Origin of the sequence: Halomonas sp. Cn5-12 (genome assembly GCF_021532545.1) — a bacterium.
Lineage (GTDB): Bacteria > Pseudomonadota > Gammaproteobacteria > Pseudomonadales > Halomonadaceae > Vreelandella > Vreelandella aquamarina.
Window position 1 is genome coordinate 1 of sequence record NZ_JAKGAY010000008.1, and the last position, 25,627, is coordinate 25,627.

General features: G+C 55.6%; 21 protein-coding genes. 9 read left to right on the plus strand and 12 right to left on the minus strand.

Annotation, left to right across the window (positions count from 1 at the left end):
• The first annotated feature begins 165 nt into the window (after positions 1 to 165).
• Positions 166 to 1,614, plus strand: a complete 1,449-nt coding sequence (locus tag L1249_RS06490) for a cobyric acid synthase (RefSeq protein WP_054645377.1) — start codon at positions 166 to 168, stop codon at positions 1,612 to 1,614.
• Positions 1,615 to 1,620: 6 nt separating this feature from the next.
• On the opposite strand, the gene L1249_RS06495 is transcribed toward L1249_RS06490, so the two are convergent.
• Both L1249_RS06495 and L1249_RS06500 read right to left on the minus strand, forming a co-directional pair.
• A complete protein-coding gene (locus L1249_RS06495) occupies positions 1,621 to 2,025 on the minus strand; it encodes a RidA family protein (protein ID WP_054641791.1) in 405 nt (134 codons plus the stop codon).
• Positions 2,026 to 2,112: 87 nt separating this feature from the next.
• Positions 2,113 to 3,012, minus strand: a complete 900-nt coding sequence (locus L1249_RS06500; protein ID WP_054641792.1) for a LysR substrate-binding domain-containing protein — start codon at positions 3,010 to 3,012, stop codon at positions 2,113 to 2,115.
• Between the two features lie 115 nt (positions 3,013 to 3,127).
• On the opposite strand from L1249_RS06500, the gene L1249_RS06505 reads away from it, so the two are divergent.
• The 5 genes from L1249_RS06505 to L1249_RS06525 all read left to right on the plus strand — a co-directional run bounded on the left by L1249_RS06505 (position 3,128) and on the right by L1249_RS06525 (position 9,337).
• Positions 3,128 to 4,192 carry a tartrate dehydrogenase gene (locus L1249_RS06505; RefSeq protein WP_054645378.1) on the plus strand — a complete coding sequence of 355 codons (1,065 nt, stop codon included), beginning with the start codon at positions 3,128 to 3,130 and terminating at the stop codon, positions 4,190 to 4,192.
• 9 nt (positions 4,193 to 4,201) lie between these two features.
• Positions 4,202 to 5,380, plus strand: a complete 1,179-nt coding sequence (locus L1249_RS06510; protein WP_044630409.1) for a glycerate kinase — start codon at positions 4,202 to 4,204, stop codon at positions 5,378 to 5,380.
• 77 nt (positions 5,381 to 5,457) lie between these two features.
• Positions 5,458 to 6,432 (plus strand): TAXI family TRAP transporter solute-binding subunit, encoded by a 975-nt coding sequence (locus tag L1249_RS06515; RefSeq protein WP_044630410.1) that lies wholly within the window; start codon positions 5,458 to 5,460, stop codon positions 6,430 to 6,432.
• A 78-nt stretch (positions 6,433 to 6,510) separates the two neighbouring features.
• On the plus strand, positions 6,511 to 8,667 hold the full coding sequence (locus L1249_RS06520) for a TRAP transporter permease (protein ID WP_390903894.1): 2,157 nt from the start codon (positions 6,511 to 6,513) through the stop codon (positions 8,665 to 8,667).
• A gap of 109 nt (positions 8,668 to 8,776) precedes the next feature.
• Positions 8,777 to 9,337 carry a hypothetical protein gene (locus L1249_RS06525; protein ID WP_228168826.1) on the plus strand — a complete coding sequence of 187 codons (561 nt, stop codon included), beginning with the start codon at positions 8,777 to 8,779 and terminating at the stop codon, positions 9,335 to 9,337.
• Between the two features lie 153 nt (positions 9,338 to 9,490).
• On the opposite strand, the gene L1249_RS06530 is transcribed toward L1249_RS06525, so the two are convergent.
• The 3 genes from L1249_RS06530 to L1249_RS06540 all read right to left on the minus strand — a co-directional run bounded on the left by L1249_RS06530 (position 9,491) and on the right by L1249_RS06540 (position 13,591).
• A complete protein-coding gene (locus tag L1249_RS06530; protein ID WP_228168825.1) occupies positions 9,491 to 10,669 on the minus strand; it encodes a vWA domain-containing protein in 1,179 nt (392 codons plus the stop codon).
• A 3-nt stretch (positions 10,670 to 10,672) separates the two neighbouring features.
• Entirely contained in the window at positions 10,673 to 11,527 is an 855-nt protein-coding gene (locus L1249_RS06535; protein WP_228168824.1) for an AAA family ATPase, read from the minus strand.
• Positions 11,528 to 11,617: 90 nt separating this feature from the next.
• Positions 11,618 to 13,591: a sigma-54-dependent Fis family transcriptional regulator gene (locus L1249_RS06540; protein ID WP_228168823.1), complete on the minus strand. Its 1,974-nt coding sequence runs from the start codon at positions 13,589 to 13,591 to the stop codon at positions 11,618 to 11,620.
• 287 nt (positions 13,592 to 13,878) lie between these two features.
• On the opposite strand from L1249_RS06540, the gene L1249_RS06545 reads away from it, so the two are divergent.
• Both L1249_RS06545 and L1249_RS06550 read left to right on the plus strand, forming a co-directional pair.
• The gene (locus tag L1249_RS06545; RefSeq protein WP_137093745.1) at positions 13,879 to 15,693 is read left to right on the plus strand and encodes an NAD(P)/FAD-dependent oxidoreductase; all 1,815 of its coding nucleotides are present in this window, start codon (positions 13,879 to 13,881) and stop codon (positions 15,691 to 15,693) included.
• A gap of 31 nt (positions 15,694 to 15,724) precedes the next feature.
• Positions 15,725 to 16,801: a 2,3-butanediol dehydrogenase gene (locus L1249_RS06550; RefSeq protein WP_269473456.1), complete on the plus strand. Its 1,077-nt coding sequence runs from the start codon at positions 15,725 to 15,727 to the stop codon at positions 16,799 to 16,801.
• Positions 16,802 to 16,875: 74 nt separating this feature from the next.
• Here the strand turns inward: L1249_RS06550 and L1249_RS06555 are convergent, their stop codons facing one another.
• Entirely contained in the window at positions 16,876 to 17,640 is a 765-nt protein-coding gene (locus tag L1249_RS06555) for an SDR family oxidoreductase (protein ID WP_058577818.1), read from the minus strand.
• Between the two features lie 881 nt (positions 17,641 to 18,521).
• Here L1249_RS06555 and L1249_RS06560 point away from each other — a divergent pair.
• On the plus strand, positions 18,522 to 19,133 hold the full coding sequence (locus L1249_RS06560; RefSeq protein ID WP_228168822.1) for an OmpW/AlkL family protein: 612 nt from the start codon (positions 18,522 to 18,524) through the stop codon (positions 19,131 to 19,133).
• 81 nt (positions 19,134 to 19,214) lie between these two features.
• On the opposite strand, the gene pepQ is transcribed toward L1249_RS06560, so the two are convergent.
• From pepQ to L1249_RS06590, 6 genes are read right to left on the minus strand one after another with little or no spacing between them, the layout of a single operon-like run.
• Positions 19,215 to 20,519, minus strand: coding sequence for a Xaa-Pro dipeptidase (gene pepQ / locus L1249_RS06565; RefSeq protein WP_228168821.1), 1,305 nt, complete (start codon positions 20,517 to 20,519; stop codon positions 19,215 to 19,217).
• Positions 20,520 to 20,532: 13 nt separating this feature from the next.
• On the minus strand, positions 20,533 to 21,444 hold the full coding sequence (locus L1249_RS06570) for a LysR family transcriptional regulator (RefSeq protein WP_228168820.1): 912 nt from the start codon (positions 21,442 to 21,444) through the stop codon (positions 20,533 to 20,535).
• Between the two features lie 49 nt (positions 21,445 to 21,493).
• Complete coding sequence (locus L1249_RS06575; RefSeq protein WP_172514412.1) at positions 21,494 to 22,555, minus strand: ABC transporter ATP-binding protein; 1,062 nt, start codon at positions 22,553 to 22,555, stop codon at positions 21,494 to 21,496.
• Positions 22,552 to 23,568 carry an ABC transporter ATP-binding protein gene (locus tag L1249_RS06580; RefSeq protein WP_054640996.1) on the minus strand — a complete coding sequence of 339 codons (1,017 nt, stop codon included), beginning with the start codon at positions 23,566 to 23,568 and terminating at the stop codon, positions 22,552 to 22,554. Before L1249_RS06580 ends, L1249_RS06575 begins: the two co-directional genes overlap by 4 nt.
• Positions 23,569 to 23,575: 7 nt before the next feature.
• Positions 23,576 to 24,520, minus strand: coding sequence for an ABC transporter permease (locus L1249_RS06585; protein WP_058577811.1), 945 nt, complete (start codon positions 24,518 to 24,520; stop codon positions 23,576 to 23,578).
• Positions 24,517 to 25,566, minus strand: a complete 1,050-nt coding sequence (locus L1249_RS06590; RefSeq protein WP_058577810.1) for an ABC transporter permease — start codon at positions 25,564 to 25,566, stop codon at positions 24,517 to 24,519. The genes L1249_RS06585 and L1249_RS06590 overlap by 4 nt, the downstream gene beginning before the upstream one ends.
• Positions 25,567 to 25,627 lie beyond the last annotated feature (61 nt).

Consider the following 25,627-nt stretch of genomic DNA (forward strand, 5'->3'; position numbering starts at 1 on the left):
CTGAGGTGCCATCACCAAGGGCAACGGGCTGTGAAGCAGGAACCCGGAAGGCAACAACCGGGAATCCCCTTCCTTTCCGCCGCAGGCGGCAGCTTCCTAAGAAGCTGAGGAAGGGGAGGAGGTCAAGGACGGATATTCAGCAACTGCGTAGGTCGAGAAGACGCCATGACCACACTGATGATTCAAGGCACCACCTCGGATGCGGGCAAAAGCACCGTGGTGGCGGGGCTTTGCCGAGTTCTCAAGCGCCGGGGTCTCTCGGTGGCCCCGTTCAAACCACAAAACATGGCGCTAAACAGTGCGGTGACCAGCGATGGTGGCGAGATTGGCCGCTCCACCGCGCTACAGGCCCAAGCGGCCGGCGTCCTTCCCCATAGCGATATGAACCCGGTACTGCTAAAGCCAGAAACCGACCGGGGTGCCCAGGTGATTCTGCGTGGTAAGGTGTACGGCCATATGGACGCGCTGGACTACCACGCCTTCAAACGCACCGCCCAAGAGAGCGTGATGGCAGCGTGGCAAGCGTTAGAGCAGCGCTATGATGTGATTATTGCCGAAGGCGCAGGCAGCCCGGCGGAAATCAACCTGCGCAAAGGGGATATTGCCAATATGGGCTTTGCCGAAGCCGCGGACTGCCCGGTGCTGCTGGTGGGCGATATTGACCGCGGCGGCGTGTTTGCTCAATTGGTTGGCACGCTGGCGCTACTGAGTGACAGCGAACAGGCCCGCACCAAAGGCTTTATTATCAACCGTTTTCGGGGCGATATTGCGCTGCTGGAGCCAGGGCTAGAGTGGTTGGAAGCGCGCACCCAAAAGCCGGTGCTGGGCACGCTGCCGTATCTACAAGGGCTGCTGCTGGATGCCGAAGATAGCATCGGCACCGTGCAGGCGGAGAAAGAGAGCCAAACGCTCAAGGTTATCGTTCCTGCACTGCCGCGCATCAGTAACCATACCGATTTCGATCCGCTTCGCCTGCATCCGCAGGTATCGCTTAGCTTTATCGGCCCCGATCAGCCCATTCCCTGCGCTGATGTGATCGTACTTCCCGGCAGTAAAAGCACCGCTAGCGACTTAGCCTGGTTAAAGCGCCAAGGTTGGGACGCCGCGATGACTCGCCACCTGCGCTATGGCGGCAAAGTGCTGGGCATTTGCGGCGGCTTTCAAATGCTGGGGGAGTGGGTGGATGACCCCGACGGGCTAGAGGGCACGCCCGGGAAAGTCGCCGGGTTGGGTCTGTTACCGCTGACGACACGCATGGTGGCGGGCAAGCAGCTTCGCAACGTGAGCGGCATGTTGGTGGGGGAAGAAGCAAAGGTAAAGGGATACGAGATCCATAACGGCGTTAGCAAAGGCTCCGCTCTGGACAATCCGCTATTCGATCTCGGTACCCACTTGGATGGGGCCATCAGCGAGGACGGCCAAGTGATGGGCACTTACCTACACGGCCTGTTTGATCATCCAGACGCCTGCCAAGCGCTACTCACGAAGCTTGGCCTAGCCAAGGCAGGCAGCGTAGATTACAACGCCCACCGCGAACAAGCCTTGGAGCGCTTGGCCGATACGCTAGAAGCACATCTGGATATTGACGCGATCCTGGCGTTAGTCAAATCTTAACGGAGGCTATTCCGCTGCAGTGTCTTTCGATGGACGTTTCGCCATCAAGGTAATTTCTACCGAACTGCCACCGCAAATGTGGGGTGATTCAGTACAAGTGCGCGCTGGGTAGCGCCCTGGCTCAAAAAATTCGGCGTAGATGCTGTCTAGCGCATTGATCTGTTTTAGGTCAGTGAGGTGAACATCCACGCGAACCACATCCGCCAGACTGCCACCTTCTTGCTCTAGCATGCGCGCGAGTTCGCGCATCACTAGGCGGGTCTCCTCTTTAACATCGCCTCGCGCCGCTTCCCCGTTGGAAAGATCGGCCACCGTCAGGCCAGAAATAAACATATAGTGGTCGTCAACTACCATATGGCTACCCGGGAAACTGGGTTTTGGCAGGGTAGGGTCGTTGATGAACTGTGTCATGTGCTCTCCTTGGCAATGAGACTCAAATAAAGCAGCCTTGAACGTTATGACTTGCGGCTTGCAGAGTCGTTCAATTTGCCTGAATGATCAAAAAATCAGTGGCTGACGCAAATACTCTGCCAAAAAATCGATGAGTAGCCGCACCCTGATAGGTGTGTACTGGCTATATGGATACACCGCATAAATATCGGCATTTGGTAAAGCGTAATCAGGCAATAAGCGAATCAACTTGCCGGTTTTGACATGTTTCACCACGTCCCACTCTGCACGTACCGTGACACCCAGGCCTTGTAGCGTCCAGTGTAAAACGGTTTCACCATCATTGGCGCTTAGCGAGCCAGCTACTTTAACGTGGTGATGCTCATTCTCTTTGATAAATGTCCAATTACCGTAGGTATCATCGTTTTGGCGCAGAAACAGACAGTTATGGTGAGATAGTTCACGAGGATGCGCGGGCGTTCCTGCTTTTTTTAAATAGCGTGGTGCTGCGCATAGCCAGCGTTGATGAGTCACTAGCTTGCGTGCATGTAGCGTGGAGTCAGGCAAGTTGCCAAAACGAATACACACATCAAGCGAGCGCTCAATAAGATTGACTGGGTGATCGGTTAGGTAAAGTTGGCAGTCAATTTGAGGATATTCTCGGACAAACTGAGATATTGCGTCTGCTATATACTTTCGTCCAAAACCAAACGGAGCGTTAATCCGTATGGTCCCTTCTGCGCCAGTGCTCTGCTGGCGAATGGCACGCCGCATTGTGTCCATTTCGCGGCTAATTTTCTGTGCATATTCAAGATATAGCTGACCACTACTGGTGAGACTCATTGCTCTTGTGGAGCGAATAACTAGCTGACAACCCATGTTTTTTTCAATTTGAGCTAGTCGTTTACTAGCTGCCGCCGAAGAAATATCCAGCGCTTTCGCAGCGTTTGAAATACTGCCTTCAGCGCATAGCAAAATAAAAAAATCGAGTTCGGATACGCTACTCATTGTTAACTCTCAGGTTAAAACTAAATTAACTCTGAGTTTATTGCTGATGTCTGATGATGTCACCTAGGATGCGTTCAGGTTCACACAATAAGCCCTTAACAAGTAGGAGCATCTCATGCGAACACATAACGTTGCAGTCATTCCTGGTGATGGTATTGGTACAGAAGTAATTGGCGCTGGCAAAAAAGTGCTTGAAGCGCTGGCGAAGAAGAACGGTGATTTTACCTTTAATTTTGAGGAGTTTGATTGGAGCTCCCAGCGGTACCTGGATCAAGGCCAGTACATTCCTGAAGGTGGCCTTGAAAAATTAGCGACGTTTGATGCCATTTATTTTGGCGCGGTAGGCAGCCAGCAAGTACCCGACCATATTTCACTTTGGGAACTGCGGTTAGCCATTTGTCAGGGGTTTGACCAATACGCCAATGTGCGTCCTGCTCGCGTTTTACCAGGCGTCAACAGCCGGTTGCAGCATGCCGATAAGATTGACTGGGTCATCATTCGTGAGAATAGCGAAGGGGAGTATTCAGGCAACGGTGGGCGCGTTCATCGTGGTTTACCGGACGAAGTAGCGACAGAAGTGTCGATTTTCTCTCGCAAAGGTATCGAGCGTATCCACCGCTTTGCCTTCGAGATGGCCCAAAGTCGGCCCCGTAAGCAGCTTACTCTGGTTACTAAATCCAATGCTCAACGTCACGGTATGGTGCTGTGGGATGAAATCTTTTTTGAAGTGGCCAAAGAGTATCCCGATGTTTCCATTGACCGTGAGTTGGTGGATGCGGTGACTACGCGCATGGTGCTGAAACCTGAAACGCTTGACGTGGTGGTAGCGACTAATTTGCATGCCGATATTCTCTCCGATTTAGCCGCTGCGCTTTCAGGCAGCTTAGGGATTGCTCCTACGGCAAACCTCAATCCAGAACGTCAGTTCCCCTCGATGTTTGAGCCCATCCACGGCTCTGCCTTTGATATTGCGGGGCAGGGCATAGCCAACCCTGTGGGTTCTTTCTGGACCGCGGTCATGATGCTGGAGCATCTGGGCGAACAGTTAGCCGCTGAGCGTCTTATGGCAGCCATTGAGCGTCTAACGGCTTCAGGATTACAGACCAAGGATCTTGGAGGTACGGCTACTACCCACGATGTCACTCTCGCTATTTGTTCTGATATTGAAAGCCAGGCGTAAGCAATCGTCATGAACATTTTGATAGCGCCAGATAGCTATAAAGGATCGCTTAGCGCGACTGAAGCCGCTGCAGCCATGGCGCGTGGTTTCAAGCGCGGCTGCCCCGATGCTCAGATTACTCAATGCCCGCTTGCTGATGGTGGAGAAGGAACATTGGATGTTCTGTTAGTCAGCGGTTATGCCACGCGGCAAACGCGTTCTGTCATTGACGCATATGGTCGTGAGCATCAGGCGGCGTGGGGGTGGGATGAGCAGAATGCGACGGCATTTATAGAACTGGCGCAGGCAAGTGGGTTATGTGCTGATATGGCGAGCAAGCCAGGTGCTGTGGAGCGTGCTAGCACCTTTGGCGTTGGCCAGCTTATCCGCGAAGCGCTGGACAAACAGGTTCAGCATATTGTGCTGACGTTAGGAGGAAGCGCTACCAACGACGCCGGTGCAGGCATGTTAACGGCCTTAGGCGCACAGCTTCTGGATGCAGAGGGCCACTGCCTGCCTTTAGGAGCCGCCGCACTGGAAAGGGTTCAGCGCGTGGCGCTGGATGCGCTAGATCCTAGGCTTGCCAGCGTGTCATTTACTGCTGCGGTGGATGTTAGTAACCCTTTGCTCGGTCAAAACGGGGCCACCGCGATTTTTGGTCCACAAAAAGGAGTCGCAGCTGGCTCGGTCACAAGGTTGGATCGCGCATTAGCGAACTTTGCACGGTGTCTTTGTCTGGCGCTGGATAAGCCATTGGTCGATTTTCCTGGTGCGGGCGCGGCCGGGGGAATGGGGTTCGCTGCCCAGGTTGCGTTGGGTGCCGAGCTAACGCCTGGTATCGAGCTTGTCATGAGGCATTGCCAATTTGATTGCCTTTTAAAGAAATGCGATTGGGTGGTGACGGGAGAAGGTCGGCTAGATGGGCAGAGTCTTGCCGGGAAAACGCCTATTGGCGTCTCTAAAGCAGCGGCGGTACAAGGTGTTCCCGTCGTGGTGCTTGCAGGCAGTTTAGGTGACGGCTGGCAGAATGCCTATCAAGCGGGTGTTACTGCTGCATTTTCACTGGTAGACGGCCCTGTCTTATTAGTGGATGCCATCGCTCACACCAACAAGCTGATTGAAGATCGCTGTGAAGCGTTGGCGCGATTAATGACGGTGAATCAAATAAATAACCTACCCAAGGAGGTGTTTTCTCACGCTAACTCATGATGACTTTATTCTTTTCTACATAACGAACGCAGCATTCATAGCAACAGTGACAACAACAACATTAATGGAGTATTCCTATGAAAACGTTCACAACACTTTTAACGAGTGCATTGTTCACTGCCGTTGCGGGCAACGCCCTTGCTGATGATCGTAGTGATTGGCCAAACAGTCTTACGATTGGTACCGGTAGCCAAGGTGCGACCTATTACATCTATGGCTCGGGTTGGGGAAATATAGCCAGTGAGGCGACTGGCGCCAATTTCGGAGCAGAGGTCACCGGTGGGCCAGTCCAAAACGTGACGCTAGTGCAAATGGGTGAACACGAGTTCGGTATGGTGACCATGGGGCCTGCTTACCAAGCTTGGGTTGGTGAAAGTGCCCTGGCTCCAGGTGTCGAGCATACTGACATTCGGGCAGTATTTCCGATGTACCAGACCGCCCTTCAGGTGATTGCTCTAGAAAGTTCCGGAATTGAGTCCATCGCTGATTTAGATGGCAAAACGGTGGGGATTGGCCCTGCTGGCGGTACCGGGGATCTGTATTATCCCCAGCTTTTTGATGCTTTAGGTTTGGACGTCGAGACACGTAATGCCGGAGCAGCCGATCAAGCGGGGCAGGTACAGGATGGATTGCTAGATGCGTTTGCCTTTGCTTCTGGCATGCCGGTATCTGCATTTAGTCAGCTAGAAGCTCAGGCTGATGTCAATATTTTCTCGTTTTCCCCCGATGAAATCGCCGTATTTGCCGAGCAGTTCCCTGAACTGTCTGCTTCCGTGATACCTGCCTCTATTTATAGCAGCTTAGAAGAGGATACCTCTGCGGTATCGCTGTGGAACGTTGCCATTACGCATAAAGATATGCCTGATTCGCTGGTGTATGAAGTGACGAAGGCGGTGATGGAGAATAACGACCGGATGATGCAGGTACATGGCGCTGCTATTGAAACTCTACCTGAGAACGCTAAGCACAACGCTTTTATTCCCTGGCATCCGGGAGCTGTCCGCTGGTTTGAAGAAAATGGCGTAGAGATTGACGACGATTTGAAAGGTTAATTAAAACGGCATATTGCGTGCGGGTATAACTCGCACGCCTTCATCCCCAGGCTCAGTCGGCCTAGAAGGTAGGACAGCATGAGTAACAATACTCCAGAAGTGCAGCCCATCATCTGCACCGATAGTGTGTCGGATGTGCCCGTTGCCCATAATGAACGGCTGCTGTCCGGGATGACCGGCAGCATTATTTTCCTTGCGTGTGTTTTGTTTACCTCAATGCACCTATATGCCTTGAATGTCTCGCCCATCGAGACTTGGACATTTCGGATACTTCACGTTGCTGGGGGCTTGGTAGTTGGGTTTGCTTTAACTGCCGCTGTGACGCTTGAACGTGACACCCAGGTCCATCGACGTTCACCCACTGAGTGGCTAGCGTTAGCTATTAGTGGTACTGCTCTTGGTTACGCAGCGCTATGCATGGTATATGCCTGGTGGTTGCGAGATATGCAGGAAGTTGCATCAGTGACCGCGCCCTTATATCAGCTTAGTTGGGCATTAGTCATCGCTACGACATGCGCACTTCTCAGTAGTTGGACGTGGCGCAGTGATGATAAACATATTCACTGGGCTGATTGGATTTTGATGGTGGCTTCTATTTTGGTCGCTGCTTACTTAATCTTTGTTATTGATCGCTGGCGTATGGTGGCAGGTATGCCACTAGTGGGCCAAACGGAACTGCTTGTGTCCGTTGTTGGTGTTGCGTTGATTATGGAGTTAACGCGTCGCGTAGCGGGGCTAGCATTGATTGTCATCACCGGGGTGTTTTTGGTGTATGCGTTTGCTGGACCGTTACTGCCTGGCATTCTTGAGCATCAGGGCTATGGCGCACCGCGCTTCTTCTCCTATCTCTATACCGACAATGGGATTCTTGGCCCGACAACGGCGGTGTCGTCAACGTATATCATTCTATTCATTACCTTTGCCGCGTTTTTACAAGCGTCCAAGGTGGGTGACTACTTTGTCAATTTTGCCTTTGCTGCAGCGGGGCGCTCCCGTGGTGGGCCTGCCAAAGTAGCCGTCTTTGCATCTGGTTTAATGGGGATGATCAACGGAACGTCTGCGGGCAACGTGGTAGCCACTGGTTCGCTGACTATTCCGCTCATGAAGCGTGTGGGGTATCACCCGCGCAGCGCAGGGGGGATTGAGGCGGCCGCGTCTACGGGCGGACAAATCGTACCGCCCATTATGGGCGCTGGTGCCTTTATTATGGCTGAAATTACCGGTATTCCTTATACCGATATCGCCATTGCCGCTTTAATCCCTGCCGGGCTCTATTTTCTATCTATTTATTTGATGGTGGATCTGGAGGCCCGTCGAGATGGCATGCAGGGCTTGGCAAAAGACCAACTGCCTGTTTTTAAAGATATGGTGAAGCAGGTCTACCTATTTTTACCCATCATCATTCTGGTTGGCACGCTATTTATGGGCTACTCCGTCATTCGTGCGGGCACGCTGGCCATGATCAGTGCAGCGGTGGTTTCCTGGTTCACTCCTCACTGGATGGGACCTAAGGCCTTGCTTAATGCGCTCTCCTTGGGTGCCCGTATGGCGGTTCCATTGATTGCCGTATGTGCCTGTGCGGGCATTATTGTAGGGGTGATCTCATTAACGGGCGTTGGCGCGCGGTTTGCTTCAATGCTGCTAGGCATTGCTGATGCTAGCCATTTTCTAGCGCTCTTTTTCGCTATGTGTATTTCTATTTTGCTGGGAATGGGCATGCCTACGACAGCCGCCTATGCCGTCGCTGCTTCCGTGGTAGCACCCGGATTGCAGCAAATTGGTATTCCACCGCTGGTGGCCCATTTCTTTGTTTTTTATTATGCCGTGCTCTCTGCGATTACTCCGCCAGTGGCCTTGGCAGGCTATGCAGCCTCTGCCATTGCCAATACGGATCCTCTTAAAACGGCCATGACATCGTTTAAGTTCGGGCTATCTGCGTTCATTGTTCCATTTATGTTCTTCTACAGCCCTGCGCTGTTGATGGATGGTCACTGGTGGGAAATCCTCCGGGTAGTGATCACGGCGAGCATTGGGATTTACCTGCTGGCGGCGGCGGTACAAGGCTACTTTATGAGTGGACGCACGAATGTTTTGCAGCGCCTGATTCTTCTATTAGCAGCGCTGGCGATGATCGCCGGTGGCTGGATGACGGATTTATTGGGTATTGGGTTAGGAAGTATCGTACTGACAACGCAGCTTGTCGCCTCTCGTTCAATGGCAAAATCTCCCAGTTAAACTGGTGTCATCACGCGCTTTGCTCTACGCTGGCGGGCTTTTATAGCTCGCCAGCGCTTGTTGTAAGGTAAAGAAGTGGCGGGGTGATTGAACGCAACGAGAGAGCGTTATGAAGGTAGTCCATGTAAGTCAGAGTGAGCCGCGTGATGCGTGTTTGGCCAAGCTATGTGCTGAGGTGTATGGCCAGCAGGCAGGCCTAACGCCGCTGGTAGTGTTTACCGGTACTAAAAATGTACTGTTTGCCCAAGAAGGCGCACGCCTTTTGGCGGGTGTAGACGGTGCTGGAAAGCCGCTGGCGCTAGCCCTGCTGGTGCTGGATGAAGCGGGCGAGGGCATGACCGTGACTCACGCCTGCGAGTTTGCAAAAGGTGCAAAAGCTCGTTTGTTGAGCGAGCTCAGTCTGAAGGCTCCGCTGCGCATCGATACGCAGGATGAAAAAGAGAAAGCGTTCTATCAGAAGTGCGGCTTCAAACGCTGGTTCGCGGCGGATAATGGCCAGCATATTGGGCTGTCGGCGCGCCATCCTGCCAAGAGCCTTGAGGCGCTATCGCCCACGTTAGCACTGGATGAAGCACTGATTTTGCGTCGTTTTAAACACGATGCGGCTGCGTTTGCTCAGGCTAAAGAGGCATTTTTAACCGGGATCAATAATGTGCCTGCGACGCTTTAAGGCAACGCGACGTTCCATTATTCGCGACTAGCTTGCACGCTGTTGTCATGTTCTCAATAGCGTGGCTAGGGCACGTGATCAGGGAGTAAAACGCTATCGTTTGTCGAAGGTTTGGAATACCCCACCCAAGCAACGGCGTTGGGTGGGCAAACGCTACTTCGCCAATTCGCGCATAGCGGTTTCCAGCCCTTCCAGCGTCATCGGATACATACGCTCGTCGATGAGCTCGCGAATGAGCGTGGTCGAGTAGGTGTATTCCCAAGTGCGGGGAGGCATTGGGTTAAGCCAGGCTAAACGGGGGAATTTCTCGGTCAAGCGTTTGAGCCACACGCCGCCGGCTTCATCATTGAAATGTTCGACGCTACCGCCAGGATGGGTGACCTCATAAGGCGACATGGCGGCGTCGCCGACGATGACCACCTGGTAGTCCGCGCCGTAGGTGTGCAGTACGTCCATGGTAGGGATACGCTCGTTGCCACGGCGCAGGTTGTTTTTCCAGACGCCTTCGTAGAGGCAGTTATGGAAGTAGTAGTGCTCTAGGTGCTTGAACTCGGAGCGTGCCGCAGAAAAGAGCTCTTCGCAGACGCGAATGTGGTCATCCATGGAGCCGCCCACGTCCAGAAACAGCAGCACCTTGACCGCATTGTGGCGCTCCGGGCGCATCTGGATATTGAGCAGCCCGGCATCGCGGGCGGTTTCGCGAATGGTACCGTCCACATCGAACTCGTCCCGAGCGCCCTGGCGGGCGAATTTGCGCAGCCGTCGCAGGGCCATTTTGATGTTGCGGGTGCCCAACTCCAGCGAGTCGTCGTAATCGCGAAAGCGTCGCTCGTCCCACACTTTGGTGGCGCGGCGGTGGCGGGAACCATCTTGCCCAATGCGAATGCCTTCCGGGTTGTAGCCGTAGGCCCCAAAGGGGCTGGTGCCGCCGGTGCCAATCCATTTATTGCCGCCTGCGTGGCGCTCTTTCTGCTCCTCCAAACGTTTTTTGAACGTCTTGATGAGCTCTTCGAGCCCGCCTAGCGATTCGATCTTGGCCTTCTCCTCGTCGGTGAGCTGTTTCTCGAATTCGCGGCGCAGCCACTCATCGGGAATCAGCGCTTCGATGGCGGCGTCCATGTCCTCAAGGCCCTTAAACCAAGCGGCAAAGGCGCGATCGAAGCGGTCAAAGTGGCGCTCATCTTTGACCATCACCGTACGCGCCACCTGATAAAACGCCTCCATATCGGCAAACACCACGCCCCGCTCGACCACGGCATGAAGGTCTAACAGCTCCCGCAGTGAAACAGGTACGCCCGCGCGCTTGAGGGTTTCAAATAAGCCGATAAACATGGCTTAGCGCCCGCTGTTCTTCTGGCGACGCATCATAAAGGCCAGGCGTTCAAGCAGGTGGGTATCCTGCTCGTTTTTGACCAGCGCACCGGCCATGGGCGGCAGCGCTTTGGCGGGGTCGCGATGGTAGAGCGCTTCTTGCGCCAGCTCGTCGGCCATCAGCAGCTTAAGCCAGTCGACCAGCTCTGAGGTTGAGGGCTTTTTCTTCAGCCCTGGAGCGCTGCGCAGGTCAAAGAAAACTTCTAATGCTTCGCTGACCAGTTTCGGGGCAATGTTCGGGAAGTGAACATCCACAATCGCCTGCATGGTCTCGCGGTCGGGGAATTCGATGTAGTGGAAAAAGCAGCGGCGCAGAAAGGCATCCGGCAGCTCTTTTTCGTTGTTGGAGGTGATGACGATGATCGGGCGCTTTTTGGCGCGGATAGTTTCACCGGTTTCGTAGACGTGGAACTCCATACGGTCCAGCTCTTGGAGCAGGTCGTTGGGGAATTCGATATCCGCCTTGTCGATTTCATCGATCAGCAGTACCACCCGCTCATCGGCGGTAAAGGCTTCCCACAGTTTGCCGGGTTTGATGTAGTTAGCGACGTTCTCAACACCTTCTACGCCTAGCTGTGAATCCCGCAGGCGGCTCACCGCATCGTACTCATACAGCCCTTGAGCGGCTTTGGTGCTGGATTTGATGTGCCAAGTGATCAGCTTGGTGCCGAGGGATTCGGCCAGCTCCTCCGCCAGTAGCGTCTTGCCGGTGCCTGGCTCGCCTTTGATCAGCAGCGGGCGCTCAAGCACCACGGCAGCATTCACCGCCTGTTTAAGCGCATTGGTTGCGATATACGAAGAAGTGGAATCAAACGCCATAGTGGGCCTCGGCTTATTGGAAGCGTGGTGAATATCAGATTCAAACAAGTGTACGTGAGGCTGACCGCCCAGGCCAAGCGCCGTCCGCTGTCAGGCCTTATTCGGCGGTACGATGCCTTGGCGCTGCATTTGCCGATACACCGTTGGCCGTGAAACCCCCAGCTCGCGTGCCACGGCGCTAATGTTCCATTGGTGTTGCTGCAGCCGTGTCACAAGGTGGCAATCAGTGGCCTCGCTTTCAGGCGCGGTTATCGCAGGTGTACGAGTAATGCGTTGGCTAAGGCACTGTTCGGGTAGGTCGTAAACGGTGATTTCATCGCTCTCGGCGGTGGCGAGTGCAAACGCCAGCGCGTTTTTAAGCTGACGAATATTGCCGGGCCAGGCATAGGCAAGTAGGGCGCTGATGGCGTCGGCGCGTAGCCGAGGGGCGGAGCTTGCGCCGCGTTCGCTCACCACATCGCTGAATACTTGGCGAATCACGTAGAGCTTGTCGGCGCGTTCGCGCAGCGGTGGTAAGCGCAGTTGGGCACCGTTCAGGCGGTAGTAGAGGTCTTCACGAAACTCTCCCTGCGCAATCATGGTATCGATGTGGCGGTGGGTAGCGGTGATCACCCGGATATCGACTTTTTCGGGTTTGTTTGCCCCTAGCGGCATCACTTCCCGCTCGGCCAGTACCCGCAGCAGGCGGGTTTGTAGCGCCAGTGGCATATCGCCGATCTCGTCTAAAAACAGCGTGCCGCCATGGGCCTGAGGGATCAGCCCGCGCATACCTTTTGCTCGCCCGCCGGTAAACGCGCCGGGTTCGTAGCCGAACAGCTCGCTTTCGATCAGCGCTTCGGGAATCGCCGCACAGTTCACCGCAATAAAGGGGCCTTTGGCGCGGTTGCCGCTATCGTGCAGCGCACGGGCAACCACTTCTTTGCCGGTACCGGTTTCACCACTGATCAGCACGTTGACACTGGCTTCGTTACGCAGCCGTTCGGCCAATTTCTGCACTTTACGTATAGCGGGGTCGTCGGCCCCCAGCCGTTCTAGCGCTGTTGGCAACGAGGAGGCGGGCTTTCCGAGTGGTGCGATGCGCGGCCTGCGCGGCTCCAGCAGGCTAATAAAGTAGATGGCGTTGCTGGCGCGGGCGCGAAACGCCCTGAGCTGGTCGTTGGTCGCGCTGTTGATACTCAGCACATCGGCAATTTCGCACTCAAACAGTTCGCTGAGCATCGGTGCGTGTTGAGCAGACCACGGCGGCCAGCGCTGTTGGTGCGCACTGATCAGTTCGCGGCCGACGGCATTGGCGGCAATCACCTGACCGTTCTCTTCTATCGCGATAAGGCCACGCCCGTTCACATGCACAAACTCCCGCGAGGTATCTAAGCGCACCATCAGGCAGTCGCGGTAGCGCTGCAGGAAGTAGGCGTCTTCGATCATGCGGGCGTAGAGCGTCACCAGCGAGAGGCTGAAGTTCTGGCTCTCATGCTGGGTGGGTGATTGCAGCGCGGAGATATCCAGCACGGCCATCACGTTGCCTTGCGGGTCGGCGATGGGGGCGGCGGTGCAGGTGAGCGAGATATGCGTGGCGTCGAAGTGCTCCTGGCGGTGGCAAATGATCGCTTGGCGGTCGTGCAGGCAGGTGCCTACGGCACAGGTGCCCGCGAAGCGCTCGTCCCAGTCGGCACCTAAATAGAGGCCCGCTTTGCGTAGCTGCTGGTCTTGGTTGGGGTTGCCGCGAAACTCGACGGTAATGCCGCGATGGTCGGTGAGCAGCAGCACGTAGCCGAGCTGGGCGATTTGCCCGTAGAGCTGCTCGACCCCGGCGCGGGCGACGTGCAGCAGCTCATCGACGGATTCTCGGTGCTCGATCAAGGTTTGCTGGGGCACCACCCGGGCAGGGCGTGGCTGCGTGGGGTCGAGTTGGTACTCGTTGAGGCAACGTAGCCAAGAACGACGGATGGTGGCCTGTGCCGGTAGCTGTGGCGCATCCAGTCCTTCGCCGAGCTGAAAGATGTGCTCGATATGCTGGCGCTGCACAGAGGCCAAGCGTGTCGGTGGTAGTGATGGCGTCGGCATGGCGAATCCATACAGAATTATTGTTGTACCTCCAGACTATGCGCTTTGTCGTGGGTGTCAACGAGGCTGTGTTACGCCGTTAGTCGTGCGTTACACCTGTAACGTTAGCTGTACACGAGGTGTGACAAGTGTACAGGTGGTGCGTTGGTGGATAGCAATGCGAAAATGTTTTTTGTTTAAATTTTTCAATTGTTTATTGATTATTTTTCACATTTGGCACGGCGGATGCTTAGGGTTGAGTGTCTTATCGACAGTTCAACAATAACAACGACCTTGGAGTACCCGCGATGACTCACACAGAAGTAAGAACCCCAACCCACGCCACCAGCACCGTCAACGCATGGCTACAGGAGTTTGATGAAGCGCTCCAGGCGCGCGATATCCAACGCGTGCTGACGCTATTCAATGACGAATGCTACTGGCGCGACTTTCTGGCGTTTACCTGGAATCTAAAAACCTGCGAAGGCAAGGAAGAGATCCAAGCCATGCTCGATGCCACGCTGGCCAATACCCAGCCTACCCAGTGGCAGCTCGACGGGGAGGCCAGCGAAAACGGCGATACCATCGAGGCGTGGTTCACCTTCAAAACGGCCATTGCCAGCGGCAAAGGCTACCTGCGTTTGAAGAACGGCAAGTGTTGGACACTGCTCACTACCATGCAGGCGTTGAACGACTTCCCCGAACCGCGCAACCACCACCGCCCTAAAGGGGCCGAACATGGTGCCAACAAACAGCGTGAAACTTGGCTGGAAGCCCGTGAACGTGAGGAAGCCGAGCTTGGTTACACGCGCCAGCCCTACTGCGTGATCATTGGCGGTGGCCAGGGCGGTATTGGCCTGGGGGCTCGGCTAAAGCAAATGGGCGTGCCCACCATCATCATCGAGCGCAACGAGCGTGCAGGGGATTCCTGGCGCAAGCGCTATAAATCCCTCTGCCTGCACGACCCGGTATGGTACGACCACCTGCCCTACATTCCTTTCCCGGAGAACTGGCCGGTGTTTGCCCCGAAAGACAAAGTGGGCGATTGGCTGGAAATGTACACAAAGGTGATGGAGCTCAATTATTGGAGTTCCACGACCTGCGACAATGCACGCTTCGATGAAGCCGCAGGCGAGTGGATCGTGAACGTGAAGCGCAACGGTGAAGAGATTACGCTACGCCCTAAACAGCTGGTGATGGCTACCGGGATGTCCGGTATGCCTAACGTACCCAAGTTTGCAGGCTCGGAAAGCTTCGAAGGCGAGCAGCAGCACTCCAGCCAGCACCCAGGGCCGGATGCTTACGCGGGTAAAAAGTGCGTGATCGTGGGCTCGAATAACTCGGCTCACGATATTGCCGCAGCGCTCTGGGAGCACGATGCCGATGTCACCATGCTCCAGCGCTCCTCGACCCATATCGTTAAGTCGGATTCATTGATGGAAGAAGTGCTGGGGCCGCTCTACTCGGAAGAGGCGGTAGCTGGCGGGTTGACCCACGAAAAAGCCGACCTGCTGTTTGCCTCCATTCCTTACAAAGTGCTGCCTGACTTCCAACGCCCGGCGTTTGAGGCGATTAAACAGCGCGACGCTGAGTTTTACCAAAAACTCGAAGACGCGGGCTTTATGCTCGATTTCGGTGACGATGAGTCTGGCCTGTTTTTGAAATACCTGCGCCGTGGCTCGGGTTACTACATCGATGTGGGGGCCTGCGATCTGGTCGCCAATGGCGATATTAAGCTGCGCAGCGGTGTGGGTATCGAGCGGATCAATCCGCGCTCGATCACGCTCACCGACGGCAGCGAGCTGGACGCTGACCTGATCGTCTACGCCACCGGCTATGGCTCCATGAACGGCTGGGCGGCTCGACTGATTTCTCAAGAGGTAGCGGACAAGGTGGGCAAATGTTGGGGATTAGGTTCTGACACCACCAAAGACCCCGGCCCGTGGGAAGGCGAGCTGCGCAATATGTGGAAGCCCACCCAACAAGAGGCGCTGTGGTTCCACGGTGGCAACCTGCACCAGTCCCGGCACTACTCGCACTATTTGGCGCTGCAGTTGAAGGCGCGTATGGAAGGACTAGATACCCCCGTCTATGGGCTGCAGCCGGTTCACCATGTGTCTTAAAAGCTATGTGTCTTAACAGGAAGGGCAACCTATGAGCCAGTCAACGGATCAATCACAGATGCAGGCCGCGGTGTGGTATGCCGCTAAAGATCTGCGCGTTGAGCACGTGCCGGTGCCAACCATTAACGACCCTCACTCGGTGAAGGTGAAAGTCGCCGCCTGCGGTATTTGCGGCAGCGATTTACACGAGTATGCCGCCGGGCCGATTTTTATTCCGGTAGGCAAACCGCACCCCATTAGCGGCGAACAGGCTCCGATCATCATGGGCCATGAGTTTGCGGGTGAAGTGGTGGAGGTTGGTGAGAAAGTGACGCGGGTGAAAGTAGGCGACCGTGTGGCCATTGAGCCGATACTTTCACCTAACAAGGATGGCGCTTACCAGATGGAGCGCTACAACCTGACGCCGCTGCTCGGCTTTCACGGCCTCTCCGGCGGTGGCGGCGGATTTTCGGAGTTCACCGTGATGGGTGAGCATATGGTGCACAAACTGCCGGATGACCTCAGCTACGAGCAGGGGGCGCTGGTCGAGCCTGCGGCGGTCGCGCTGCATGCGGTGCGCCAGAGCTGCCTAAAAGCCGGGGACAGTGCCGTGGTATTTGGTGCTGGGCCGATTGGCTTAATGACCATCGAAGCGCTTAAAGCCGCAGGGGCTGCGCACATTTATGCGGTGGAAGTCGCGCCGTCTCGTAAGGCCAAAGCCGAAGCGCTGGGAGCCACCGTTGTCGACCCACAGCAAGAAGACGCAGTGGAAAAGCTACACGCTTTGAGCGGCGGCGGGGTGGACGTGGCATTTGAAGTGACGGGCATTCCCGCCGTGCTCAACCAAGCGCTGCACAGCACCCACGAGGGCGGCGAAGTGGTGGTGGTGAGTATTTGGGAGGGAGAAGCCAGTTTTCACCCCAACGACTTGGTAATCAAAGAGCGCACCATGAAAGGCATCATTGCCTATCGCCATGTGTACCCAGCGGTGATGGCGCTGATGCAGCGGGGCTACTTCCGCGCCGAGGATATGGTCACTCAACGCATTCCGCTGGCGGATATCGTGGAGGAGGGCTTTGAGGCGTTGCTGAACGATAAGGCGCAGGTGAAAATTATCGTCACGCCATAGCGGTACGTTTTTGAAAGGCGAAAGGCCATCCGCGGATGGCCTTTTTTAATGGGATTTTTTGATGGGCGGTGCCGCTACTCGGCATAGATCATTTTGCGCGTCATCCCGCCGTCGGCGACAAAGTTCTGCCCGGTGATAAAGCCGGATTCTTTGGAGAGAAGAAAACGGGTGAGCGCGGCAATATCTTCGGGAGTACCCACGCGCCCCACCGGATGCTGGTCACGATCGGTGCCGCGGTGCTCCACCGGCTGCTGGCGGCTGGGTTTTTGCCAGTCGCTGACCTCGATCCAGCCAGGGCTAACGGCGTTGACGCGAATATCCGGGCCTAGGCTGACCGCTAGCGCGTGGGTCAGCGCGACAATGCCACCTTTACTAGCGGCGTAGGCTTCGGTATCCGGCTCGGACTGAATGGCGCGTGACGAGGCCATCAGCACCATACTGCCGCCGTGCGGGCGTAGATAAGCAGCCCCATGTTTGGCGCACAAAAAGGCGCCAGTGAGGTTAGTGTTTAAGTAGGCCTGCCATGTCGCTAGCGAGAGCTGCTCCACCGGGCCATGGAAGGGGTCCGCAATGCTTGCGTTATGCACGATGCCGTTGAGCTGACCAAAGTGGCTGACGGTTTTTTCGAGGCTGGCCGCCACCTGGGCTTCATCGCTGACATCCGCCATTAGTGTTAGCAGGTTCTCACGGCGGGGCAGTCGTTCAGCGGCCGCACTTAGGGCTTCTTTGTCAATATCCGTAATGGCAACGCGATAGCCGTCGGTGAGCAGGGTGTGGGCGATACCGAGACCAATTCCTTGGGCACCGCCAGTGATATAGATGATGTGGGGCTTAGTCATACGCACTTTTCCATGGAGAGTTAAACGTATATTGGCACGGTAGCCGTTTTAAATGTGAAATATCGATACAGCTAACGACAGCAGCTGAATAAATGCATACATTGACATTAACTGCTAATTGAAGAGGACCCAACGCTAGGGCAGCATATCCTGGAACAGTTGACAAACTTCAGCTACGTGGTATGCCTGTTCTCCTCGGTTCCGGCTGCGTGCAAGGAGATTAACAAAGAGCCCCCGATATTTTAATTGTCGATGCCATGATGGGTGTTGAGCACATGGTGTGCAGCCTCGATGCGTCAGATCAAGATCGGGATCGTTTACTGGTATTGGCGGATGAGGCGCTTTACCGCGCCAAACGCGGGGCCGCAACCAGGTGTGCCAGTAGCGCTATCCGTCGACGGCGCTGGCATGATTCGTTATGGAGCAACGCAGCAACAATTGCGCACTGCTGGTGCGCTTTTGCCGTCTGGCAAGCGATGCGCGTCTTTCGAATACGGTTTATTTTTTATAACTCTATGTATTTAAGTAGAAATATATTTATTGGCATGCGGCTCGCTACATAAACGGTAAGCAGCAAATGAACAGAGTCATTTAGGTCACTTGCATGACGACACTCGATGCTCTCCCTTCTTTGCGACGTTGCTAAGGCGATGCCTGGCAACCCACCGAGTGAGCTGGCGTGCTCCACCTGGGTCCCCTTCGGGGGACTTTTTTTATGCCTGCTTTTCGGGGCCGTTGGTTAATAAAAGCTATCAGAGTCAGAAAACCTATAATAAAATTTCACAGGAAATTTGGAAACAGTGTTCGTATACTATATATTGTATAGGTTAGCTGGTGTCGACCAGCACCAATCCCAAGCAAGATGCAAGAGGATGACCCTGATGAGCAAAATGAAATTGATCACCGCCGCTATCGTTTCAGCCAGCGCTTTCATGGCGAGCCAAGCCGCTATGGCTTATGAAGCTGGCGATGTCTTTGTTCGCGGCGGTGTTGCCCAAACGGACACGGGCTCAGGTAATGGCAACGTTGGTGGCGCAGACCTCAACGTACAAAGCGCACGCGGTTTCACTTACGGTGCGGGATACCTATTCAGCGACAAATTCGGCGTTGAACTCAACAGCTCGGAAAAATTCGAGCACGATCTGAACACCAAGCCCGGCGGTAGCGCAGGTAGCGTCGATCGCCTGCCGGTCAACCTGCTGGTCAACTACTACCCGATGGGTGGTTTAGACTCTAAAGTACAGCCCTACGTTGGTGTTGGCTTAAACTATACCCGCTTCTCTAGCGAGCCGACTGGTTTTAGCATCGATGAGAGCTATGGCGCCATTGGCCAAGCGGGTGTGGACTTGGCCGTCACCGAAAACATCATGCTAAACGGTTATGTGAGCTATGCCGACGTCAACTCCGACATCAACCTGGATGGCGCTGGCCGTGTAGGTGAAGTGGACATCGAGCCTGTCACCGTAGGCGGTGGTATTACCTACCGTTTCTAAGCCTATCGTTTTAAGTCTGGCGGTTAATCGCCAAGGTACGCCCGGTTCCTTCATTGGAACCGGGTGTTTTTTTACCTGGCACTAATGTGTTTGTGTCAGGTTGTCGCAGCCGCTTTCCGTAATCACGATATTGTCTTCGATGCGGATACCGCCGCAGGCGGCCAAAGCGTCCACCGTGGCCCAGTTGACGGCAATTCCCTGCTGGCGCAGCGGCGCGAGCAGCATGGGAATAAAGTAGAGCCCTGGTTCAATGGTCACTACCATGCCGGGTTGCAGGGTGCGGGTGAGGCGAAGGGCAGGGTGAGCGTTAGGTGCCGGTGATGGCGTGCCGTCTGGCTGTCTCAACCCGGCCACATCATGTACCTGAATACCTAGCGAGTGCCCCAGCCCGTGGGGGCAAAAGGCTCTCGTGATATCTGCTTCCACGGCGCTTTCGGCGCTGCCGTTATATAGCCCGTGTGCGACCAAGATATCAGCCAAGCCTTGGTGCATTTTTTCATGCAGCGCAACGAAATCAACGCCAGGGGTGATGTGTGCAATCAGCTCATCTTTGAGGCTGTGCATGGCGGTAATTAAAGCGTCAAACTCGCTGGGGGCATCAGGGCCTGTATAGGTGCGGGTAATATCGGCGCAGTAACCCCGAAAGCGTCTGCCCGCATCTACCAGCAGGCTATAACGCTGCTTGGGGGCTGACAGGTCATAGTGCTGATAGTGTAAGACCCCGGCATGCTCATTTAGCCCAATAATATTTTGATAGGGCACTTCAGACTCGCGTTGTCGGCTGGCTGCCAGATAGGCTAACTGCACATCCAGCTCGGCGGCAGCGCCTATAAAAGCGGCGTTAGCCGCCTGATGACCTGCTACCGCCAGCCGGTTAGCTTCACGCAGGCAGGCAATTTCATAAGCAGATTTCGTCATCCGCAGCTCATCTAGCTCGCGAACTAACGCTTCAGGTTGCAACGTGGCCACGTTAGCGAGCTGCGCGGCGCTTTCAAGCTCCGTTACATCGCCAATGACGGCGGCGCGGCCTGATAGCGGTGGCGTGATTTTGTCGCTACATAGGTGCACATCAAACTCGGCGACCCACGGCTCTTCAGGTAGCTGTGTCGGCAAGTGCCAAAAATCTGCGGGCGTATAGAGGTAGAGCTGGGGGCGTTGATTCGATTGAATCACCAGCCAGCTATGCTGAACGTCTGCCATACCGACCCAGTGTATAAAGTTGCCGTAGGACTGGAAGCTGGTGGCATGATCGTCGGCAAAGTGGTTGCGTGCATGGCCGCTGTAAATCGCCAGGCTATCCAGCTGATGGTTAGCCAAGCATTGCTGGTAAGCACGCTGTAGCGACGCGATATGCTCGCGCTGCTGTTGGTAGAGGGTTGCTGACATATAAGACATCCTTTCAAGATCGGGGCGGGGTAAGCTCGCTCCATAGGCTATCGAGTTCGGCGTGGTGCTGGCTTTGGTGACGATAAAGCCGAAGCTCCATCGGCACGTCCCAGCGGCTATCGCCAGCCCTGACCAGCGTGCCGTTGGCGAGTTCCGCTGCCACATTGCGTTCCGGTAGCCAGCTCATGCCATAGCCCAGCAGCACCAGCTCTTTAATGCCCGCCGCGTAGAGATTTTCACTTTGCGCTGTTAAGTACGTGCTTTGGGGCAGTCGCGCCAAATGCGCTTTGACCGCCGAGCCTAGCAGCCCCCGTTTGGGGTACGCCAACCACGGCGCTGGCTGCTGGCGAGAGCCGGGCAGCAGGGCGCAGGGCGTGCCATCGGCTTTCAGTCCTGTCATGGGGATCAACCGCTCATGACCAATTACCCGATAAGTACAGGCGCTGGTATCAATATCTAGATCACAGCGCCCAACAGGCCAGTAGCAAATCGCCAGATCACACTCCGCCCGTGCTAGTGCCTGGAAGTAGTCGCTGGCCACCCACCCCGTTGCACGCAGGTAGGGTTGAATACGCTCCTGCCAGCCGGTGCTGGCAAGCCATTCCGGCAGAAAATGCGCCAGCAAACTCTGCGGCGCAGCCACCATAATGCGCCGCTGCTGCCCGGCACTGATCTCACGAACGCGATCACGCGTTAAGCGAACCCGGTCGGTGACCTGTTCGCATAGCGTCAAAAACTCTTCTCCCGCAGGCGTTAACGATAGCGGTAGCGTTTGCCGATTGATCAGCGTGACGCCCATCTCCTCTTCCAACAGCTTAATGCGCCGGGAAAAGGTGGGCTGTGTAACGTGCTGTTCGTCGGCAGCGCGGGAGAAGTGTCGCGTTCTGGCCAGGGCAATAAAGTCTTCTAGCCAGCGAATTTCCATGCCTTACCTCGCAAAGCGGCCAAGCGTGTAGCGGTTGAGTGGGCCGCACTCATAGGCGGCCTTCTTCAACAGCGTGACACGCAACGCGGGTACCGTCATCCTGGGTTTTTAGTGCAGGGATTTCCTGTTTGCAGCGGGCGTTGGCATGGGGGCAACGGCCATGAAAGACACAGCCGCTAGGCAGATTGACCGGCGTAGGCACTTCACCGGAGAGGCGAATGTGCTGGGGGCGGTCATCTTCCAGCCGAGGGATGGCCGACAGCAGCGCCTGCGTATAGGGATGGCGCGGCTTGGCAAACAACGTGGCCGTGGTGGCGACTTCACACACAGTGCCCAGGTACATCACCGCCACGCGCGTGCCGAAGTGCTCGACCACGGCCAGGTCGTGGGTGATGAACAGATAGGTCAGGTTACGGTCCCGTTGGGCATCCATCAGCAGGTTGAGCACCTGAGCCTGAATGGATACGTCCAGTGCTGAAATGGGCTCGTCGGCCACGATAAATTCGGGGTCGACGGCGAGTGCGCGAGCAATCGCAATCCGCTGGCGCTGTCCGCCGGAGAACTCGTGTCCAAAGCGCTTGCCCCAGTCTGGGTCGATACCCACCGAATGCATCACCTCCTCGACTTTATCGAGGATCTGCTGGCGGTTCCAGTCGGGATGGTGAAGCCGCAGTGGCTCTTCCAGCGTCTGCTGAATGGTCATGCGTGGGTTCAGCGACGCGTAAGGGTTCTGGAAGATCATCTGCATGCGCTTGCGGTAGGGCAGGAGCTGCTTCGAGCTGAGATCGTCGATGCGCTGGCTGTCGTAGCGAATTTCACCCTCTGAGGGAGAAATCAGCCCCATGACCGTGCGCGCCACGGTGGACTTACCGCAGCCAGATTCACCCACCACGCAGAGCGCTTCGCCGCGTTTGATGTCCAGGTTCACGCCGTTAATGGCGTGGATAAACTCCTGATGGCGAACCAGCTTGCCGCCTTTGAAACGTAGCTGTTCCAGAAAATCACCGGAGAGTGAGAAACGCTTTTTAAGACCGCGAATTTGCAGTAGCGAGTCGTTGCTCGCTTCGTTTTGGGTCGGCATGGTCGCGATCGTTTCCGCCTGGGCGTTCATAGGGTCTCCTCCTTCAAGCGGCGGTCTTCAAGCATTTCCGCCACCATGTGGCAGGCAACGCGGCAGTTACCGGATTCAACAAAGTCGGGGACTTGCTGGGTGCACGCAGGCCGAGGTTGGCCGTCGGCACGGTTGATAAAGTCGCAGCGGGGGTGAAACGCACAGCCGCTGGGCAAGTTAGAGAGCGACGGCATGCTGCCACGAATCTGGTTGAGTTTTTCGCCCGGTGTTGCCATCTGCGGCAGTGCGTTGATCAAACCTTGAGTGTAAGGGTGCTGCGGGTCGTTGATGATTTCCCGTGAGGGACCTTGCTCAATTACTCGGCCTGCGTACATGACCAGCATGCGCTGCGTTACCTGGCTCACCACACCCAGGTCGTGGGTAATCAAAATCAAGCCCACGTTGTGCTGCTCACACAGCTCCAACAGCAGCGCCATGATTTCGGCCTGGATCGTTACGTCTAACGCCGTGGTTGGCTCGTCGGCAATGATGATGTCCGGGTCGAGCAGCAGGGCGATGGCGATAATAATACGCTGGCGCATCCCGCCGGAAAGCTCGTGGGGGTACTGGTCTAAGCGCTTTTCCGGAGAGGGGATCTGCACTTGGCGCAGCTTATCCAGGGCGATGGCGCGCGCTTCTTTGGTCGAAATACGCCGATGCGCCTTTAAGCACTCCACCATCTGCTCGCCGATGGAGAGTACTGGGTTCAGGGTCATCATCGGATCTTGAAAGATCATTGAAATGCGGTTGCCGCGCACTTTGCGCAGGCCGCGCTCCGACATGCTGTTGAGTTCTTTCCCTTCAAATTTAATGCTACCCCCGGCAATAAAGCCGGGCTTGGCGATCAAATTCAGCAGTGAGAAAGCGGCGACGGATTTACCCGCGCCAGATTCGCCGACGATACCCAGGCGCTCGCCGCGCTCCAGGGTGAAATTAACGTCGCGCAGGGCGCGCACTTCGCCCTGACGAAGGGCAAAGCGGACATCGAGATGAGAAACTTCAAGAAGTGCCATGGTGTCCTCAGCCTTTGTAGAGTCGTGGGTTCATGACATCGCGCAGCCAGTCGCCCAGAAGATTGATTGACAGCACCAGCACTACCAGCACCGCACCGGGGATCAACGTGATCCACCAAGAGCCTGATTGAATATAATCAAAGCCTGCTTTGATCAGCGAACCCAGCGAGGGGTGCGTTTCCGGCATACCCAGCCCTAAAAACGACAGCGCCGCTTCGGAGATAATCGCGTTAGCAATTTGCACCGTGGAGATAACGAAGATCGGTGAAAGCGTGTTCGGCAGCACATGGCGGAACATGATGCGTCGGCTACGCAGGCCCATTACGCGGGCGGCGTCCACGTACTCTTTGTTTTTCTCGGCCAGCACTGACGCGCGCACGGTACGAGCATACTGGGGCCATTCAGCAAGGCCGATAATCAATATCAGCATCAAAACGGCGTATTGGCTGTAGAACGCGCTGCCCATAGTGGCCTTCACCACCGCACCGACCACAATCGCCACCATCAAGGTGGAGAACGAGAGCTGGATATCCGCTAGGCGCATCAGGAAAGCGTCGACACGGCCGCCCAGGTAGCCTGCCATTAGGCCGAAAGTCACCCCCAGTAGGGCTTGCAGCGCCACCGCGCCAAAGCCAATCAGCAGCGATACCCGCGTGCCGTACAGAATGATCGACAGCAGATCACGCCCCTGGGCGTCGGTGCCGAGCGTATACATCTCGTCGGCGCCATCAATCCAGAAAGGCGGCAGCTCGGAGGCGAGAATGTCGATTTGAGCCAGGTCATAAGGGTCGGTCGGCGCTAATAGCGGTGCCGAAAATGCCGCAATGACTAAGCAGATAAAGACCGCCAAACACAGTTGCGCCGTACGGTCACGTTTGAAGCTGTACCACAAAAAGGAGTCGCGCAGGCGCTCCCAGCGGCTTGGTGCAGTGGAAGTTGTGGACGTTGTCATGCGGGCTTACCAGTCAGTTTTACAGTGGGGTTCACGAAGCCGTAGATCAGGTCCACGATGGTGTTCGTAACCACGAAAATGACGCCGACAATCATCAGGTAGGTCACAATGAGCGGAATGTCGGCATGGTTGATGGCGTCAAGGAACATCAGCCCCATGCCCGGCCATTGGAATACGGTTTCGGTCAAAATGGTGTAGGCCACCATGGTACCAATCTGTACGCCACCCACGGTAATCACCGGCAGCATGGTGTTTTTCAGCGCGTGAACGAAATAGACACGGCGCATGGAAATCCCTTTAGCGCGCGCATACTTCACGTATTCAGATTGCAGCACTTCCATCATTTCTGCGCGAATCAAACGAATAAACAGCGGCAGCATAATGGAGGCTAGCGATACGGCGGGTAGGACAAGGTGTTGCAAGCCATTCCAGGTAACTAGGTTGGTATCCCAGTGGCCGACGACATGCACCAAATCATAGCCACGACCAAACGACGGCATATTGCCCTCGGTCGAGAGCAGGCCGTTTAACCAAGCACCCCAGGCAGTGCCTTCGGGGAACAGCGAGACGGTAATACCAATCGAGAAAATTTGAATTAACACAATCGCGGTCAAGAAGACCGGGATCGAAATACCGATAATCGATGCCCCCATGAAGAACCGGGATATCGGCGAGCGCGGTTTGATAGCGCTATACACGCCAATGGGAACAGATAGCAGCACGATAATCAGGGTGGCAGCAAATACCAGCTCAAGGGTGGCGGGTAGGTGCCGGGCAATCACTTCCAGCGCTGGTTCGCGGTAGAAGTAGGAGTAGCCAAAATCACCCTGCACAGCGTTTTTAGCAAAACGCACGTACTGCACTAGGAAGGGGTCGTTGAGCCCCAGCCGTTCGCGAATGGCTTCGCGTTCACTTTCGGGGACCGACTGTCCGACCATCTGCTGTACAGGGTCACCCAGGTTATCCTGGATGGCGAAGGCCAATACACTGATGACAAACATCACCAATATTGCGTGCATCAGCCGCTTGATTAAAAAAGCAATCATGGCGTACGCCACCTATGTAGGTTAATCAGATAAGCGTCCTTGCGCGGGTGTTCGGTTCTGC